The sequence below is a fragment of the Metabacillus schmidteae genome, assembly GCF_903166545.1.
In the GTDB taxonomy this organism is placed as follows: domain Bacteria; phylum Bacillota; class Bacilli; order Bacillales; family Bacillaceae; genus Metabacillus; species Metabacillus schmidteae.
This window is the reverse complement of record NZ_CAESCH010000001.1, coordinates 4237879-4251609: the sequence shown is the minus strand read 5'-3', so window position 1 is coordinate 4251609 and position 13731 is coordinate 4237879. Positions and strand designations below refer to the sequence as shown.

Below are 13731 nucleotides of genomic sequence, written 5' to 3'. Positions count from 1 at the left end.
TGTCTCATCTTGCTTACTATTAATAGGTCATTTGAAGCTTTCTTAGATAGGATAGATGAAATCACTATTCTTATTCCGAAGAGCCGGGATGGAGAAAAGAAGAATTTCTCACTTTCATTAACCAAGGGGAATGAACCTCTTTTAGTTATAGATCGTTTCGATATTGGAACACATAGTAAATATGTGTGTAAACTTCCTTTTGAACTACAGTTTGGAAAAACGTATATCATTACAGATGAGCAAGGTGTTCAAACAGATTTGCAAATAGGTGCTGTTATCCGAACTGTAGAGTTTGATCAAAAATTTGCTTATGCTGCTTCAGATTTAGGAGTACATTATTCGAAAGAAACGACAAAATGTAAAGTATGGGCACCTACTGCGACTCATATGAAACTACGTCTTTACGACAAACATGAACAAATAGTTGAAACCTATGACATGGTTAGAGAAGAAAAAGGAACATGGTCAATTACCTTAGACGGAGATTTTGACGGTTATTATTATACCTATCTTGCATGTATAAACTTACTATGGAATGAAGCAGTTGATCCTTATACGAAGGCTGTTTCTATTAATGGGAAATTTGGTGTCATCATTGATGAACAAAAAATAAATATCCCCAAAATAGATCTTCCTAAATTAAAAAACAAAACTGATGCCATTATATATGAAGCGCATATCCGTGATTTCTCCATCCATGAGAATAGTGGATTAGTTCATAAAGGAAAATATGAGGCATGGCTTGAAACCGGGACGAAAAACGGCAATGGTGATACAACAGGAATAACTTATTTGAAGAAATTGGGTGTTACACATATTGAACTTTTACCAGTGAATGATTTTGAAGAAGTGGATGAAAGGAACCCGCAGAAATCCTATAATTGGGGCTATAATCCTCTTCACTTTTTCGCTCCTGAAGGTAGTTACTCTCTAAATCCCGAGGATCCTTACAAGAGAATCATTGAACTGAAATCAGTCATTCAATCTCTTCACAATCAAGGCTTGAAAGTCATTCTAGATGTTGTATTTAACCATGTTTACTCAAAAGAACATTCATCATTTGAGAAATTATTGCCTGGCTATTATTTTAGATATGATGAAAATGGTATTTCTTCAAATGGTACAGGAGTGGGAAATGATCTCGCATCTGAGCGCTATATGGTAAGAAAGTTAATTGTTGACTGTGTCACATATTGGATGAAAGAGTATGACGTCGATGGTTTTCGATTTGACTTAATGGGAATTCATGATGTAGAAACAATGAATCAAGTTGAAACAGCTGTTTTATCCATCAAACAGGATGCATTCCTTCTTGGAGAAGGTTGGGATTTAAACACTCCATTACCATTGGAACAGAAGACAATTATTAAGAATGCCCATAAAGTTCCATCTATCAGTTTTTTTAATGATCAATTCCGGGATGTGATAAAAGGAAGTACATTCAGTTTGCACGATACCGGGTTTGTATACGAAAACGCGGACAAAGTAGATCAAACAAAACTGCTAATTAGTGGATCGCCAACAATGTTCCACCATCCTGATCAGTCCATTAACTATGTTGAATCACATGATAATCATACAATGTGGGATCGATTTTCCTTATATTCAGAATCAGAAAGTAAAGAGATAAAACAAGCGAGACATCGACTGGCAACAAGCATTGTCCTCTTATCACAGGGTGTCCCTTTTCTTCATGCCGGTCAAGAGTTTTTCCGAACAAAAAAAGGTGTGGAAAATAGTTATAATTCCCCCGACCATATCAATTGTCTAAATTGGAATGAGCGATCAACGTATAAAGATAATGTGGAGTATATTAGAGGGTTAATAAAGGTAAGGAAACAGCATGGAGGTTTTCGTCTCTCAACGAATAAGCTTATAGAGAAACATTTGACCTTTAATCATCATCGGCAATTGCTTTCATACCAATTGAAAGATGTAGGGGCATTCGGTCCATGGGATCGGATATATGTTGTTCATCATAACCAATTGGAGCATTATTATGAAATAAGGCTTCCAGGTGATGGGGATTGGATGCAAATCGTAAGTCCCACGCATATCTTTTTAGAGTCACCAATCGTGATAAAGAATGGGATGAAGATCGATGAAATAGGAACGTATGTTTTTTGTAAAAACTAGGATTTCACTTTTACTTGACTAGTCTTATCATAAGGGGATAAAATTTAATAGGATGGCTATAGTGCAATATTTTCTATCATCACTAATAGCTATCCTTTTTATATGAAATAAATGTTGAAAAGCATACAATTGACTGTATTTTTGCATGTTTGGAAAAACTTAAATACATGTTATTCTAAAATGATAAATTACATTACGAAATGTTGGGTTGAAATTGAAGGTGAACTGGTTGGAACAAGTATTAGGTAGTGAGTGGAAGATTACACCTGCTGGAGGAGCAACAGGAGATGCATATTTTGCAACAAAAGATGGGCAGGAACTTTTCTTAAAGCGAAACAGTTCTCCGTTTTTAGCTGTTCTTTCTGCTGAAGGCATCGTTCCGAAGCTAATTTGGACAAAACGTATGGAAAATGGTGATGTAATCACAGCACAACACCGAATTGGTCGTGAACTTAAACCAAAAGATATGAATGGGCAAAATGTTGCTGAGCTATTAAGAAAAATTCATCGTTCTAAAGAATTGCTTGATATGCTTAGGCGATTAGGGAAGCAACCGCTCACTCCAAACTCCATTGTGGAAGATATAAAGGAAGCAGTTGCTTTTGAAGGGATAAACCTTCCGATTATAAATGAAGCGCTAGATTTATTAACCAAACAGCTACCAAATGTACAATGTGATGAACAGGTTGTCTGTCATTGTGATGTCAATCATAATAATTGGCTTTTATCTGAAGCGAACCAATTATATTTAATTGATTGGGATGGTGCAATGATTGCCGACCCGGCTATTGATATCGGTATACTGTTATATTGGTATATAGATGAAGCTGATTGGAAAGATTGGCTTACATCTTATGGACTTGTATTGGATGAACATCTAAAAACGAGAATATACTGGTATGTGCTTCTACAAGCACTTACTTCGTTTTTATGGTATTACGCGAAAGAAAATGACAAAGAAAAGCAGAACTGGATTGAGCATATTCACATCATACTTAAAAAAATCACTACCTGTTAAGAATAGGAGTCAATATCTTGAATCCACTGAGACAATTGCTCTTGATGTGATTCAATATGCTGATCCAGGGCTGTTGAATTTTTACCGGCTTGACTGTAAGTATAAATGTCTTCGAGTAAGCTTTTTGCTTGTTGGTTTGTATTTGCATTAACCATCAGCGATTTAATGACTCTTTCAAGTTGTTCACACTCTGCTACAGTTCCACAGCATTCACTTTGATGATCTGACAATATATCTTTTAACAAATTCACTTGGTCATGGTATTGGATTGGCAAAACAAACACTCCTTTTCATTGGCCATATAAATATAATGTGTGATTTAAGCTCAAAAATATTCAAGAATTGACTAAAGTAGGGATGATAGAATTAAAGGGGAACTTTCCTTTATTCAAAATCATCTTTTTTTATTTTTATTATTAAAGAGGTCATAAATAATAATAAGATTAAAATAAGCCTTGCGAACAAGGGTTTATTCATGGTATCTTTTAGAACGATATTAAATCGATAGAGGTGTCTGCATGCGTTTACGTCACAAACCTTGGGCCAGTGATTTTATTGCTGAGCAATCAGAATATGCTGTTACAAACCCTGAACAATATAAAGGAAAATGGCATGAGCTTTTTGGGAATCATCATCCAATTCATATTGAAGTCGGAACTGGTAAAGGCCAATTTCTAGCAGGAATGGCACAAAAAAATCCTGACATTAATTATATAGGTATTGAGTTATTTGATAGCGTCATCGTTGCAGCTATTCAAAAAGCTGTGGATTTAAAGATCCCAAACTTAAAATTTCTTAATGTAAATGCTAATAATTTATCAGAGTATTTTGCACCTGGTGAAATTGATCGTGTTTATTTAAATTTTTCTGATCCTTGGCCAAAATCTCGTCATGCCAAAAGAAGACTCACATATAAAAGTTTTTTAGCATTGTATGAAGAAATCCTCGTAAAAGGTGGAGAAATTCATTTTAAAACAGATAACCAAGGTTTATTTGAATATTCTTTACTTAGTTTTTCTGAATACGGACTACTATTAAAGTATGTTAGTTTAGATCTTCATAATAGTGATTATGAAGGTAATGTAATGACAGAGTATGAAGAGAAGTTTTCTGAAAAAGGTCAGCGTATTTACAGAGTTGAAGCAAAGTATATGAACGAAGGTAGTCAGGAATAAAATAGGTGCGAAAAATACCACAAGTCTTTGTGGTATTTTTTTATTTATTGCAAGCCTCACCTTTTAGCTTCGTACCACATATAAATAAATGAATTGTTGAGGTTTTCGCCTATATATGTCTTTCTTCCATATAATTTTTGTGCTTATTTTTTTGTTAATGTTGTTTGACAGAAAGGATGTTCCTAAATAAAAATGTTCAACAGGGGTGCTTAAAAATGAAAAAAGCGAAAGAATTATTAGATCTTCCTATTATTCATATTACAGAAGGGAATCAAATAGGGACGATTAGAGATCTAATTATTGACCCAAATGAATTGTCTGTAGAGTTTTTTATTGTTGGCCAGGATGATTGGCAAGTCAGCATGAAGGCCCTTCATTATAAAAATGTAATCGGTGTTGGAGATTATGCTGTTATTATAGAAGGTGAACAACCATTCACTGAATTAAGAGATATCCCCTTGCTATATAAAAAAGGGAACTTAAACGGTACACAAGTTGTAACAACAGGGGGAGAGTTTGCAGGAAGAATAGTAGATTATTATTTTAATGAAGAAAATGGTCAACTAGAGAGCTTGCTCATTAATTCGTCTAATCAAGAATTGTTTTTTCCAATAGAGAATGTTCTATCACTTGGGAAAGAGTTTATTATTATTAATGGTTCAATATCGGAAATGAATCCAAATGTAGAAGGTAATGACGAGCAGGGAGTTACGTTGAAAAGAAGGGAAGGACCACATAATATAAAGAAAGAAGCTTTAAGAGTCATGTTAAGTGAAATCATGAAAAAAGATCTTTCTAACCCTTTATCCCCAAAAACTGAGGAAGAATAAAAAAGCTTTGTTTACTCTTTTTGTGACCAGACCAACACGGTTTTGGTCCTTAATTATTTTATTGAGTAAGCCAAGCTTTTCTTATTAATTTTTCCGTATGGTAAAATCATAATGGGAGGGATGAAAATGGAAACACTTCAGATTGGTCAAACGATGATTACGTGGCTAAAAGGCGGAGTTACCCATATGGATGGTGGAGCAATGTTCGGAGTCGTTCCGAAACCATTATGGACGAGAAAATATGCTGTGAATGAAAAGAACCAAATTGAACTTCGAACAGATCCTTTACTTATCCAAAGAGATGGCCTGAATATTTTGCTGGAAGCAGGAATAGGTTCCGGAAAATTGAATGAAAAGCAAATTCGAAATTACGGGGTTGAAGAAGAATCTTCTATAGAAGAGTCATTACGTAAAATAGGACTAACTACTAATGATATTCATTATGTATTAATGACTCATATGCATTTTGATCATGCCTGTGGATTAACAAAGTGGAAGAATGGCAAGTTAACATCTGTTTTTCCTCAAGCGAAAATTATTACATCTTCTATCGAATGGGAAGAGATGCAAAATCCTAATATAAGGTCTGCAAATACATATTGGAAAGAAAATTGGGAAGCAGTTAAAGAACAGGTAACAACGTTTGATTCGAAAATCTCAATTTTGGAAGGATTAGAAATGCACCATACTGGCGGACATAGTAATGGTCATAGTATCGTCATTCTTCAGGATGGAGGAGAAACCATTGTACATATGGCTGATTTAATGCCGACCCACGCACATGAAAATCCGTTATGGGTTCTTGCTTATGATGATTATCCTATGACATCCATTGAAAATAAGCAAAAATGGATTACGTACGGAAAACAGTGCCAAGCATGGTTTACATTTTATCATGATGCAATATATCGTGGCATAAAATGGAATGATAAAGGTGAAATGATCGATAAACTTGAACGAATAAGGGATAACACCTAAATAAAAAGGGGCATGATTACACATATGCCCCTTTACTAAACTTTAATTAATACGATCAACATGAACAATCGTTCCTGTTGTTGTATCAACGAAAGCTTCATATTGCTCGAGCTGATCATCTACTGACCTTGAAATACCTGCTTTATAAACTTCATAAGATAGGTGCTCGCTAGAAAAAGTCTCAGGAACTGTATAAATCCATGATCCATCGATAGGTCCTTTTTCTTTAAAAGCCTCTTTTACAATGGCAAGTGCTTTATCAGAAGAAACTTTAAGAGGCTTTATTTGATCTTTCAAAAAATAGGTCCCAACAATACCTATTCCTAATCCTAATAAAAAGTACCTTGCTTTCATATCTCAACACCCCTTTAGTTTATGTATACATAACGACTTACTATGGGTATTCTTATTTCTTACTTTATTAGTATACAAAAACCTAAGGGGCATGTTAAGAAGGAATAAAATTAGGAAAACATTTATAATAGATGTGGGAGTTTTTTTACATAAAGTTTTTTGAAAATAAGTATTTCTTTTTAATAAGTTCTAACAAAGAAATTATTTAGGTTGATTGGAGCGGAAGGTGCGAGACTCCTGTGGGAGTAGCGGGACAGGTGAGATCCCGCAGGCGTCTGCGCCGAGGAAGCTCACCGCCCGCCCCACGGAAAGCGAGCATCCTGGAGCTCCAATCAACCAACGCAACACTTATTAAAAAGCATCTAAGTTTGTGGGAACAGTCTGTTAAAAAATAAAAAGCTATTTGGCTGGAAAGAGGGAACATATGAATCAAGAAACATTAGAATTATTTAAAACATTAACAGAACTGCCAGGTGCACCAGGAAATGAGCATCAAGTAAGATCATTCATGAGAAGTCAACTTGAACCAATATCAGATGAAATTGTTCAAGATAAATTAGGTAGTATTTTTGGAGTCAGACGCGGTAATAAAAATGAGCCGACAATCATGGTAGCCGGACATATGGATGAAGTAGGCTTCATGGTCACAGCCATTACAGATAATGGTATGCTTCGCTTTCAACCACTTGGAGGATGGTGGAGTCAAGTTCTGTTAGCTCAAAGAGTACAAATAATTACTGAAAACGGACCTGTCATAGGAGTTGTTGGTTCGATACCGCCTCATTTATTAAGTGAAGGTCAACGAAACAAACCAATGGACATGAAAAATATGTTAATTGATATTGGGGCAGACGATCGAGAAGATGCAAAAAAGATCGGGATTAAGCCGGGGCAGCAAATTGTGCCAATTTGTCCGTTTACTCCTATGGCAAATCCTAAAAAAATACTGGCGAAAGCATGGGATAACCGATATGGATGTGGTTTAGCAATAGAACTTCTTAAGGAATTAAAAGATGAGGTACTTCCTCACACATTATATTCCGGAGCAACTGTCCAGGAAGAAGTTGGATTACGAGGAGCACAGACAGCAGCTACGATGATTAATCCTGATTTGTTTTTTGCACTTGATGCAGGACCAGCTAATGATATGAGTGGAGATAAAAAGGAATTCGGTCAGCTCGGAAAGGGTGCAGTTTTACGAATTCTTGACCGCTCGATGGTAACTCATCGTGGCATGAGGGAATTTGTTCTTGATACCGCAGAGGCACATAACATTCCGTATCAATATTTTGTATCCCAAGGTGGAACAGATGCTGGCCGCGTCCATGTTTCAAACAGAGGAGTACCTTCAACTGTGATTGGAGTAAGCTCAAGATATATTCATACATCTGGTTCGGTTTTACATGTAGATGATTATGCAGCTGCGAAAGAACTTCTCATAAGGCTGGTTAAAGCCTGTGACACAACTACAGTTCAATCAATAAAAAGTAATTCGTAACGAGTAAGGGAGAGGCAATAGTGAAAATTGCAATTGGAACAAAAAATCCTACAAAAGTTAATGCGGTGAACAAAGCATTTTCTTCATTCATAGAAGCAAAATTTATCTCAACAGATGTTCCTTCAAATGTTTCTGCACAACCACTTACAGATTTGGAAACTTTAACTGGAGCAATAAATCGAGCTAAGAATGCATTAGAAGCTGAAGGAGCCGATCTTGGTGTTGGTCTTGAAGGAGGGCTCATCAAAACTGATTTTGGCTATTTTTTATGTAATTGGGGAGCAATCTATGTAAAAGATCAAGAGCCTATTGTTGCAAGTGGAGCAAGGATAGTAGTCCCTGATGAAATAGGTGAACTTGTTTTTTCAGGCCGTGAATTAGGTGATGTGATGGATATGTATGCAAAGAAAAAGAATGTTCGTCACAATGAGGGAGCAATTGGCATTTTTACAAATGGAATCGTCGATCGTACCACAATGTTTAAAGAACTTTCCAATCTCTTAATTGGCCAGTACTTGTACAAACTAAAAAGTTAAGAAAGAAAAAATCCCTTCAGTTTTATCAACAGCTGAAGGGATTTTTATACTATGAAAATTTTTAATTTATATAAATGATAGAAAAAAAGACTTTCACTATATTTATGTTTAATACAAGTTCCAATTTTCTTTATTAAGGTTGTTTTTAGAAAGGGTTGTTGATATAGGTTGTATTCGCAAAGATTATGGCTTTAAAACAATATTTTTAACTCTATAGTGGAATGGAGCGGAAGACACTCGACTCCTGCGGGAAGTAGAGGAAAGGCTGAGACCCCGCAGGCAAAGCCGAGGAGGCTCAGCTTCCTCCCCGCGGAAAGCGAGTGTCTGCAGCGAAATGAAACGAACTATTTTTTATCCTATAACTGCATCCTAAACAACAAAGTATACGAGTACATCCTTCACTCGATAGGATCTGAGCGTTGTGGCAGCCAATTCGCCAAATAAGGTGGGAGGTCTTGATCATTTGCACGAGTAGTATGGCCGCCATCTTCCAATAAAAATGTCTTATCCTTGCTTGAAACAAAATCAATTACACGAATATTTTGTTCTTTTAAGACAAGACGGTCATGTTCAGTGGAGACTACCAGAAGATTTGCATGGATATTTTTTAACTCTGCCTTTTTCCCATGTATCACTAACCCGCCATCAATTAATTTGTTTTTCTTCCCTAATTCATTCATTAATTCCTGCATAGTTGCACCTGTAAAGGGAATATGTCCATCTGTCCAGGTTTTTAACCTTTTCCACTTTTCGATATAGTTTTCATCATATGCTTTATTAAGTAAAGAGAGATAAGGACTAAAATAAATTGGGTTTGTCACCATTCTCATGCCTGCTTTCATTGAATGCCCTGAAATCAGTCCAATGGCTTCTATGAGTCTATTTATATCCAGCTTACCCTCTTTACTTGCTTGAGCTAGTTGATCGAAAAAAGGAACAGTTTCAAAGTCAATTGGAGAAACATTTAAAATGAGGTTTCGAATGGGTTCCTCAGCAATCGTTGCATACATTGTAGCTAAAGTACCACCAAGGCAATAGCCGATAATGGTTAATTCATCTGCTTCAGAATGTCGAAGTGCTCTTCGCACACCTTTTTGGATGTAATGAACAACATAGTCACTTGCAGAAATATCTTTGTCTTCATATCCAGGAATACCAAAGTCCATTAAATAGACTTCAAATCCATTTCGTGTAAAGTTTTCTATTACACTATTTCCAGGTGCCATATCTAAAATAAATGGCTGATTAACAAGGGAGTACACAAGGAAAAGAGGTACTCCGTACTTTTTTTCTGCAGGTGCGTAGTACCATAAAGTAGATTTGTTTTTTTTCCAAATTGCTTCGCGGGGTGTGGCGCCAACCTTTGGAGCAGGGCGGTTCCATGCTCCAAAAAATCCTTTCCATCTTTTTATCTCTTTTTCAAGATCATAATTTGGGCCTGAATCGTTTTGCTTGTTCATCTTAATTTCCCCATTTTTTTGCTTGTTTTTCTTTAAGAATTTGCAATAGCTTATTATTTACTTCCTTTAAGTCTGCTTGGCCGGGAGGCTTCATTAACTCTCGATGTAATTCCTCTTTTATTTTATTTGCTTTAGACAAAGATCTTTTTTTCTTTGCTAGTAAACTTTTCTTGCGAGTTAAAACTCTTTTCTTAATAGAATTCTCTAATCCTTCTAACTGTTGATGGACATGACTCGTAGGATTCTTAAGTAGTTCTCTAAGCTCCTGTCGAATTTTATCCTCCAAACCTTCTAAAGGAGCTGCTTTACTTTTAACATCCTTCAAGATTGTCGTTTTAAGTTCTTTTATCAAACTTAAAACCTCATGAAGCTCTTCTTCTACGTTATCGATTTTATCTTCAGATTGAACGATTAATTTGCCCAACCGTCCGATATCCTTTTTAGTAGGGAAATTTAATTGTGAAGAAAGTTGCTCAACATAATCATGAATGGCTTCAATTAGGTGTGCTAATACATGCCCTGCTGAGTTGGCAGTAAGGGCTATTTCTTCTTTATTTAATTGATCTTGTATATATTTATTTATTTTACTCTCTAGTTGGAAACCCAGCTTTTTTAAAAGCGTAAATAACTCTGGTTTTTCATTGTTTAACATGCCCTATTTTTCCTCCCATCTATAGTTTTAAGACCATACAACAAACAAAACCTTTTTACTTTAGTTTAGATAGTTATGATATAAAAGGTGCATAAAATAATGAGTTTGCCTTTGTCCAATTTAAAAATAGACAACTAATTTAAACAAAAATAGTTTAATAACCGTTACATGAAAGTTGAGACAAGAATAAACTATCTCGTTTACTTAAACATGTAGAGGAGGGAATAAGTTATGACTGAAAAACAATTCCAGGATTTAATAAGTGATCATGATGTTCATCGAAACGTACAACCATATTATGAGAGATTATTGACTTCATCGATATTAAAGTCTATGAATGTTGAAATCATGGATGCGTTTTTATCACATTTTGAATTGAGTGAAGAAATGACATTTGAAGAGTTTATTGGTATGTACAAAATATTTGAAGTGGTTTATGAGGAAAATAAATTTCCTGTTATATATTAAACTGGACTCTTATTTCCCATCACTTCATAGAGTGAGAATCTTTTAAAGCAAGAGCTTTGTCTATACACATTTGTATATCCTTCATACGATAGTGTAAAAGGAGGATGTTATTTTATGAGAAAGAAACTCATGACTACGAGTGCACGGGGAATAAAGGAATCTTCTTTCCCGTTTCAGTTATATCAAAAAGCGAAAAAATTCGGAACTTGGAATCCTCAAGAAATTGATTTTACAAAAGACAAAGAAGATTGGAAAAGTCTCTCTACTAAGCATCGTGAATGGATTGTAAAACTACTTGCACAGTTCCAAGGTGGAGAAGAGGCTGTAACACACGATTTACTGCCACTTCTTAAAGTGGCTGCAATAGAAGGGAGATTAGAGGAGGAGTTGTTTCTAACAACATTTCTCTACGATGAAGCAAAACATACTGAGTTATTTAGAAGGGTTTTAGATGAACTAGGTGAAAAAGGAGATTTAACACACTTGCATTCAAAAACATATCGGAAGTTCTTTTATGAGATCCTTCCTGAAACGATGGAGCAACTTTGGAACCATCCTACTCCCGAGTCATTGGCTGATGCTGCTACTGTATATAATATGTTTTCAGAAGGAGTATTAGCGGAAACAGGATATAAGGTATTCTCCGATGGTTTAAGCAAAATGGGAAAAATGCCAGGTTTATTACAAGGAATTGAGTATTTAAAAAAAGATGAATCAAGACATATTGCTTATGGTACGTATTTACTGCAACGGTTAATTAACGAGCATCCACATCTATTTGATCGAGTAGTCAAAAAGCTTGAAGAATTAGCACCTCTTGCTCTTGTATTAAATGAGGAAGGGATGGCCTTTGAAGAAGATGAAAAAGGAAAAACAGCAACTAGTGAACTAATTAATTTTTCTAAGAAGCAATTAATGGCACGAATCGAAATTCTTTCAAGAGCTAGAACAAAAAATATTAACGAATTATATCCCTTTTAATAAAAAGACTAGGAAGTGTTTCCTAGTCTTTTTATATAGAAATCATTTCACTACATATTCCAATATATTTAACGCCTGTTCTACTGTTTCAACCGTTGCATTAGCTTTATTAGAAAGCTCCTTCAAAGGATGGTGCAGCTGTTCGGGTCTAATGAGAATAAGAGGCTTATTCAGGGTTAGTGCTGTGCTTGCATCCATTGCTGTGTTCCACTGTTTATATTGTTCACCAAATAAGGCGATAACAATATCTGCTTTATTCATCAAGACGGTCGTCCGTAAATTATTTATTCCGGAAGCAGCATCATCCTTGTAAATAGGTCCTGGTTGATTCCCTAGTATTTGTACTCCAATATTGTCGGAAAGAGAATGATCTTCCATAGGTCCAACAAAATGAAAAGGTAGATTCCGCTTTAAAGCCGCATCTTTTATTTGCTCACGCCAATTTGTATGTATTTCTCCAGCTAAGTAAACAATAAATTCCATATAGACTCCTCCAATCATTGATTCTTACATTTTATCATATCGTTTTTTGTGTCTTTATGAAAACACTTACACTTGTCAGATGAAAAAAAATAAAGGTATTATGTAATAGGACCTATTTTCCTGTATAAGATGAAACTGAAATCCTTAGAGGTACGATGCCTTATTATAAAAGGAGGTTTTATATGAGGATTTTTTCCTGTTTTTTGAGTGCAATTGTTTTATTTATTCTAACTGGTTGTATGCCATCAAGTGAAGAAATAAAGAAAGATACACTTGAGAATACAGAACAGGCTTTTTTGAGTAAGAAACAAGAAATCAATGAAACATCAAAGCAATTTTCCTACTATCTCCCAGAAGATTTTCAAGTTAAGGAAACGAAAAACTTCAATGTTCTGCTTGAAAAAGGGAATCAAAGCTTTATTCTTTTTGTTAATCAAAATGAAGAGGAAAATAGTAGAGTTTCCTATGATACACTAGTTGAACAATATAAAGACCCCTTTATATCTGAAACATTTGAAAGGGATCATCAGTTTGGCTATCTATTTGTAGTCAAGGTAGATAAAAACTTGTATGAAGTAACTGTTGGTATAGGTGGAATAAAACTTACGACAGAATCAGAAGCGCATAATCTCCATGATGATGCACAAGTAATGATGGAAATCGTAAAGTCTGTTCAATAGGAAAAATCCCTTGTCACTATTACCAAGGGATTTTTTGTCTAATGGATGATAAGAAACCATTTATAAGTTGGCTAAGTGGAATCAAAAGAGGAAATCATTTAAACTAGATTATGTAATAAAGCAAGGCTGCATGAATGAAGGAGGATATAACATTGAAACAACTACAATCCATTGAAGAATATAAACAGATCATTCAAGATGAAAAAGTTATTTTTATGTTTTCTGCTGATTGGTGCCCGGACTGTCGAGTAATCGAACCAATCTTACCAGAGCTGGAGCAGGAAAATAACGAGTTTACTTTTTATTATGTAGATCGTGATAAATTCATCGATTTATGCGGTGAACTTAATGTTTTTGGAATACCAAGCTTTGTCGCATTTCATAATGGTAAAGAAGTAGGTCGTTTCGTTAATAAAGAACGAAAAACAAAGCAACAAATCCAAGACTTTATTGATAGCATTTCATTATAAAGTATTGAAAAA

At 35.1% G+C, this 13731-nt stretch carries 16 protein-coding genes; 11 read left to right on the top strand and 5 right to left on the bottom strand.

All coding sequences use genetic code 11. The features are described from left to right. The first annotated feature begins 9 nt into the window (after nucleotides 1-9). Both pulA and HWV59_RS20825 read left to right on the top strand, forming a co-directional pair. The gene (gene pulA / locus HWV59_RS20830; protein WP_175639934.1) at nucleotides 10-2136 is read left to right on the top strand and encodes a type I pullulanase; all 2127 of its coding nucleotides are present in this window, start codon (nucleotides 10-12) and stop codon (nucleotides 2134-2136) included. Nucleotides 2137-2344: 208 nt separating this feature from the next. Then, a complete protein-coding gene (locus HWV59_RS20825; protein WP_102230632.1) occupies nucleotides 2345-3154 on the top strand; it encodes a phosphotransferase family protein in 810 nt (269 codons plus the stop codon). Here the strand turns inward: HWV59_RS20825 and HWV59_RS20820 are convergent. Continuing rightward, nucleotides 3151-3429, bottom strand: coding sequence for a YtzH-like family protein (locus HWV59_RS20820; protein ID WP_102230633.1), 279 nt, complete (start codon nucleotides 3427-3429; stop codon nucleotides 3151-3153). The two genes, HWV59_RS20825 and HWV59_RS20820, sit on opposite strands and share 4 nt — an antisense overlap. A gap of 243 nt (nucleotides 3430-3672) precedes the next feature. Between HWV59_RS20820 and trmB the strand changes: the two genes are divergently transcribed. The 3 genes from trmB (at nucleotide 3673) to HWV59_RS20805 (ending at nucleotide 6137) form a co-directional block, all read left to right on the top strand. After that, nucleotides 3673-4329 carry a tRNA (guanosine(46)-N7)-methyltransferase TrmB gene (gene trmB, locus HWV59_RS20815; RefSeq protein ID WP_102230634.1) on the top strand — a complete coding sequence of 219 codons (657 nt, stop codon included), beginning with the start codon at nucleotides 3673-3675 and terminating at the stop codon, nucleotides 4327-4329. A gap of 215 nt (nucleotides 4330-4544) precedes the next feature. Continuing rightward, nucleotides 4545-5159 (top strand): PRC-barrel domain-containing protein, encoded by a 615-nt coding sequence (locus tag HWV59_RS20810; RefSeq protein ID WP_175639933.1) that lies wholly within the window; start codon nucleotides 4545-4547, stop codon nucleotides 5157-5159. Nucleotides 5160-5285: 126 nt separating this feature from the next. Beyond that, nucleotides 5286-6137 (top strand): YtnP family quorum-quenching lactonase, encoded by an 852-nt coding sequence (locus HWV59_RS20805; RefSeq protein ID WP_175639932.1) that lies wholly within the window; start codon nucleotides 5286-5288, stop codon nucleotides 6135-6137. Between the two features lie 42 nt (nucleotides 6138-6179). On the opposite strand, the gene HWV59_RS20800 is transcribed toward HWV59_RS20805, so the two are convergent. After that, nucleotides 6180-6491 carry a PepSY domain-containing protein gene (locus HWV59_RS20800; RefSeq protein WP_102230637.1) on the bottom strand — a complete coding sequence of 104 codons (312 nt, stop codon included), beginning with the start codon at nucleotides 6489-6491 and terminating at the stop codon, nucleotides 6180-6182. Nucleotides 6492-6915: 424 nt separating this feature from the next. Here HWV59_RS20800 and HWV59_RS20795 point away from each other — a divergent pair, with 424 nt between their 5' ends. After that, nucleotides 6916-7989 (top strand): M42 family metallopeptidase, encoded by a 1074-nt coding sequence (locus tag HWV59_RS20795; protein WP_175639931.1) that lies wholly within the window; start codon nucleotides 6916-6918, stop codon nucleotides 7987-7989. 20 nt (nucleotides 7990-8009) lie between these two features. Beyond that, nucleotides 8010-8525 carry a DUF84 family protein gene (locus HWV59_RS20790; RefSeq protein ID WP_175639930.1) on the top strand — a complete coding sequence of 172 codons (516 nt, stop codon included), beginning with the start codon at nucleotides 8010-8012 and terminating at the stop codon, nucleotides 8523-8525. Nucleotides 8526-8923: 398 nt separating this feature from the next. On the opposite strand, the gene HWV59_RS20785 is transcribed toward HWV59_RS20790, so the two are convergent. Further along, entirely contained in the window at nucleotides 8924-9985 is a 1062-nt protein-coding gene (locus HWV59_RS20785; protein ID WP_102230641.1) for an alpha/beta fold hydrolase, read from the bottom strand. Between the two features lies 1 nt (nucleotide 9986). Beyond that, nucleotides 9987-10637, bottom strand: coding sequence for a hypothetical protein (locus tag HWV59_RS20780; protein ID WP_102230642.1), 651 nt, complete (start codon nucleotides 10635-10637; stop codon nucleotides 9987-9989). Nucleotides 10638-10868: 231 nt separating this feature from the next. On the opposite strand from HWV59_RS20780, the gene HWV59_RS20775 reads away from it, so the two are divergent. Further along, nucleotides 10869-11105: a hypothetical protein gene (locus HWV59_RS20775; RefSeq protein ID WP_175639929.1), complete on the top strand. Its 237-nt coding sequence runs from the start codon at nucleotides 10869-10871 to the stop codon at nucleotides 11103-11105. 114 nt (nucleotides 11106-11219) lie between these two features. Next, a complete protein-coding gene (locus HWV59_RS20770) occupies nucleotides 11220-12086 on the top strand; it encodes a R2-like ligand-binding oxidase (RefSeq protein ID WP_102230644.1) in 867 nt (288 codons plus the stop codon). A 42-nt stretch (nucleotides 12087-12128) separates the two neighbouring features. Here HWV59_RS20770 and HWV59_RS20765 read toward each other — a convergent pair whose 3' ends face one another. Then, nucleotides 12129-12569 carry a YtoQ family protein gene (locus tag HWV59_RS20765; RefSeq protein WP_102230645.1) on the bottom strand — a complete coding sequence of 147 codons (441 nt, stop codon included), beginning with the start codon at nucleotides 12567-12569 and terminating at the stop codon, nucleotides 12129-12131. 182 nt (nucleotides 12570-12751) lie between these two features. Between HWV59_RS20765 and HWV59_RS20760 the strand changes: the two genes are divergently transcribed. Beyond that, nucleotides 12752-13249 carry a hypothetical protein gene (locus tag HWV59_RS20760; protein ID WP_175639928.1) on the top strand — a complete coding sequence of 166 codons (498 nt, stop codon included), beginning with the start codon at nucleotides 12752-12754 and terminating at the stop codon, nucleotides 13247-13249. A gap of 152 nt (nucleotides 13250-13401) precedes the next feature. Further along, a complete protein-coding gene (locus HWV59_RS20755; RefSeq protein ID WP_102230647.1) occupies nucleotides 13402-13719 on the top strand; it encodes a thioredoxin family protein in 318 nt (105 codons plus the stop codon). The last annotated feature ends 12 nt before the right edge of the window (nucleotides 13720-13731 follow it).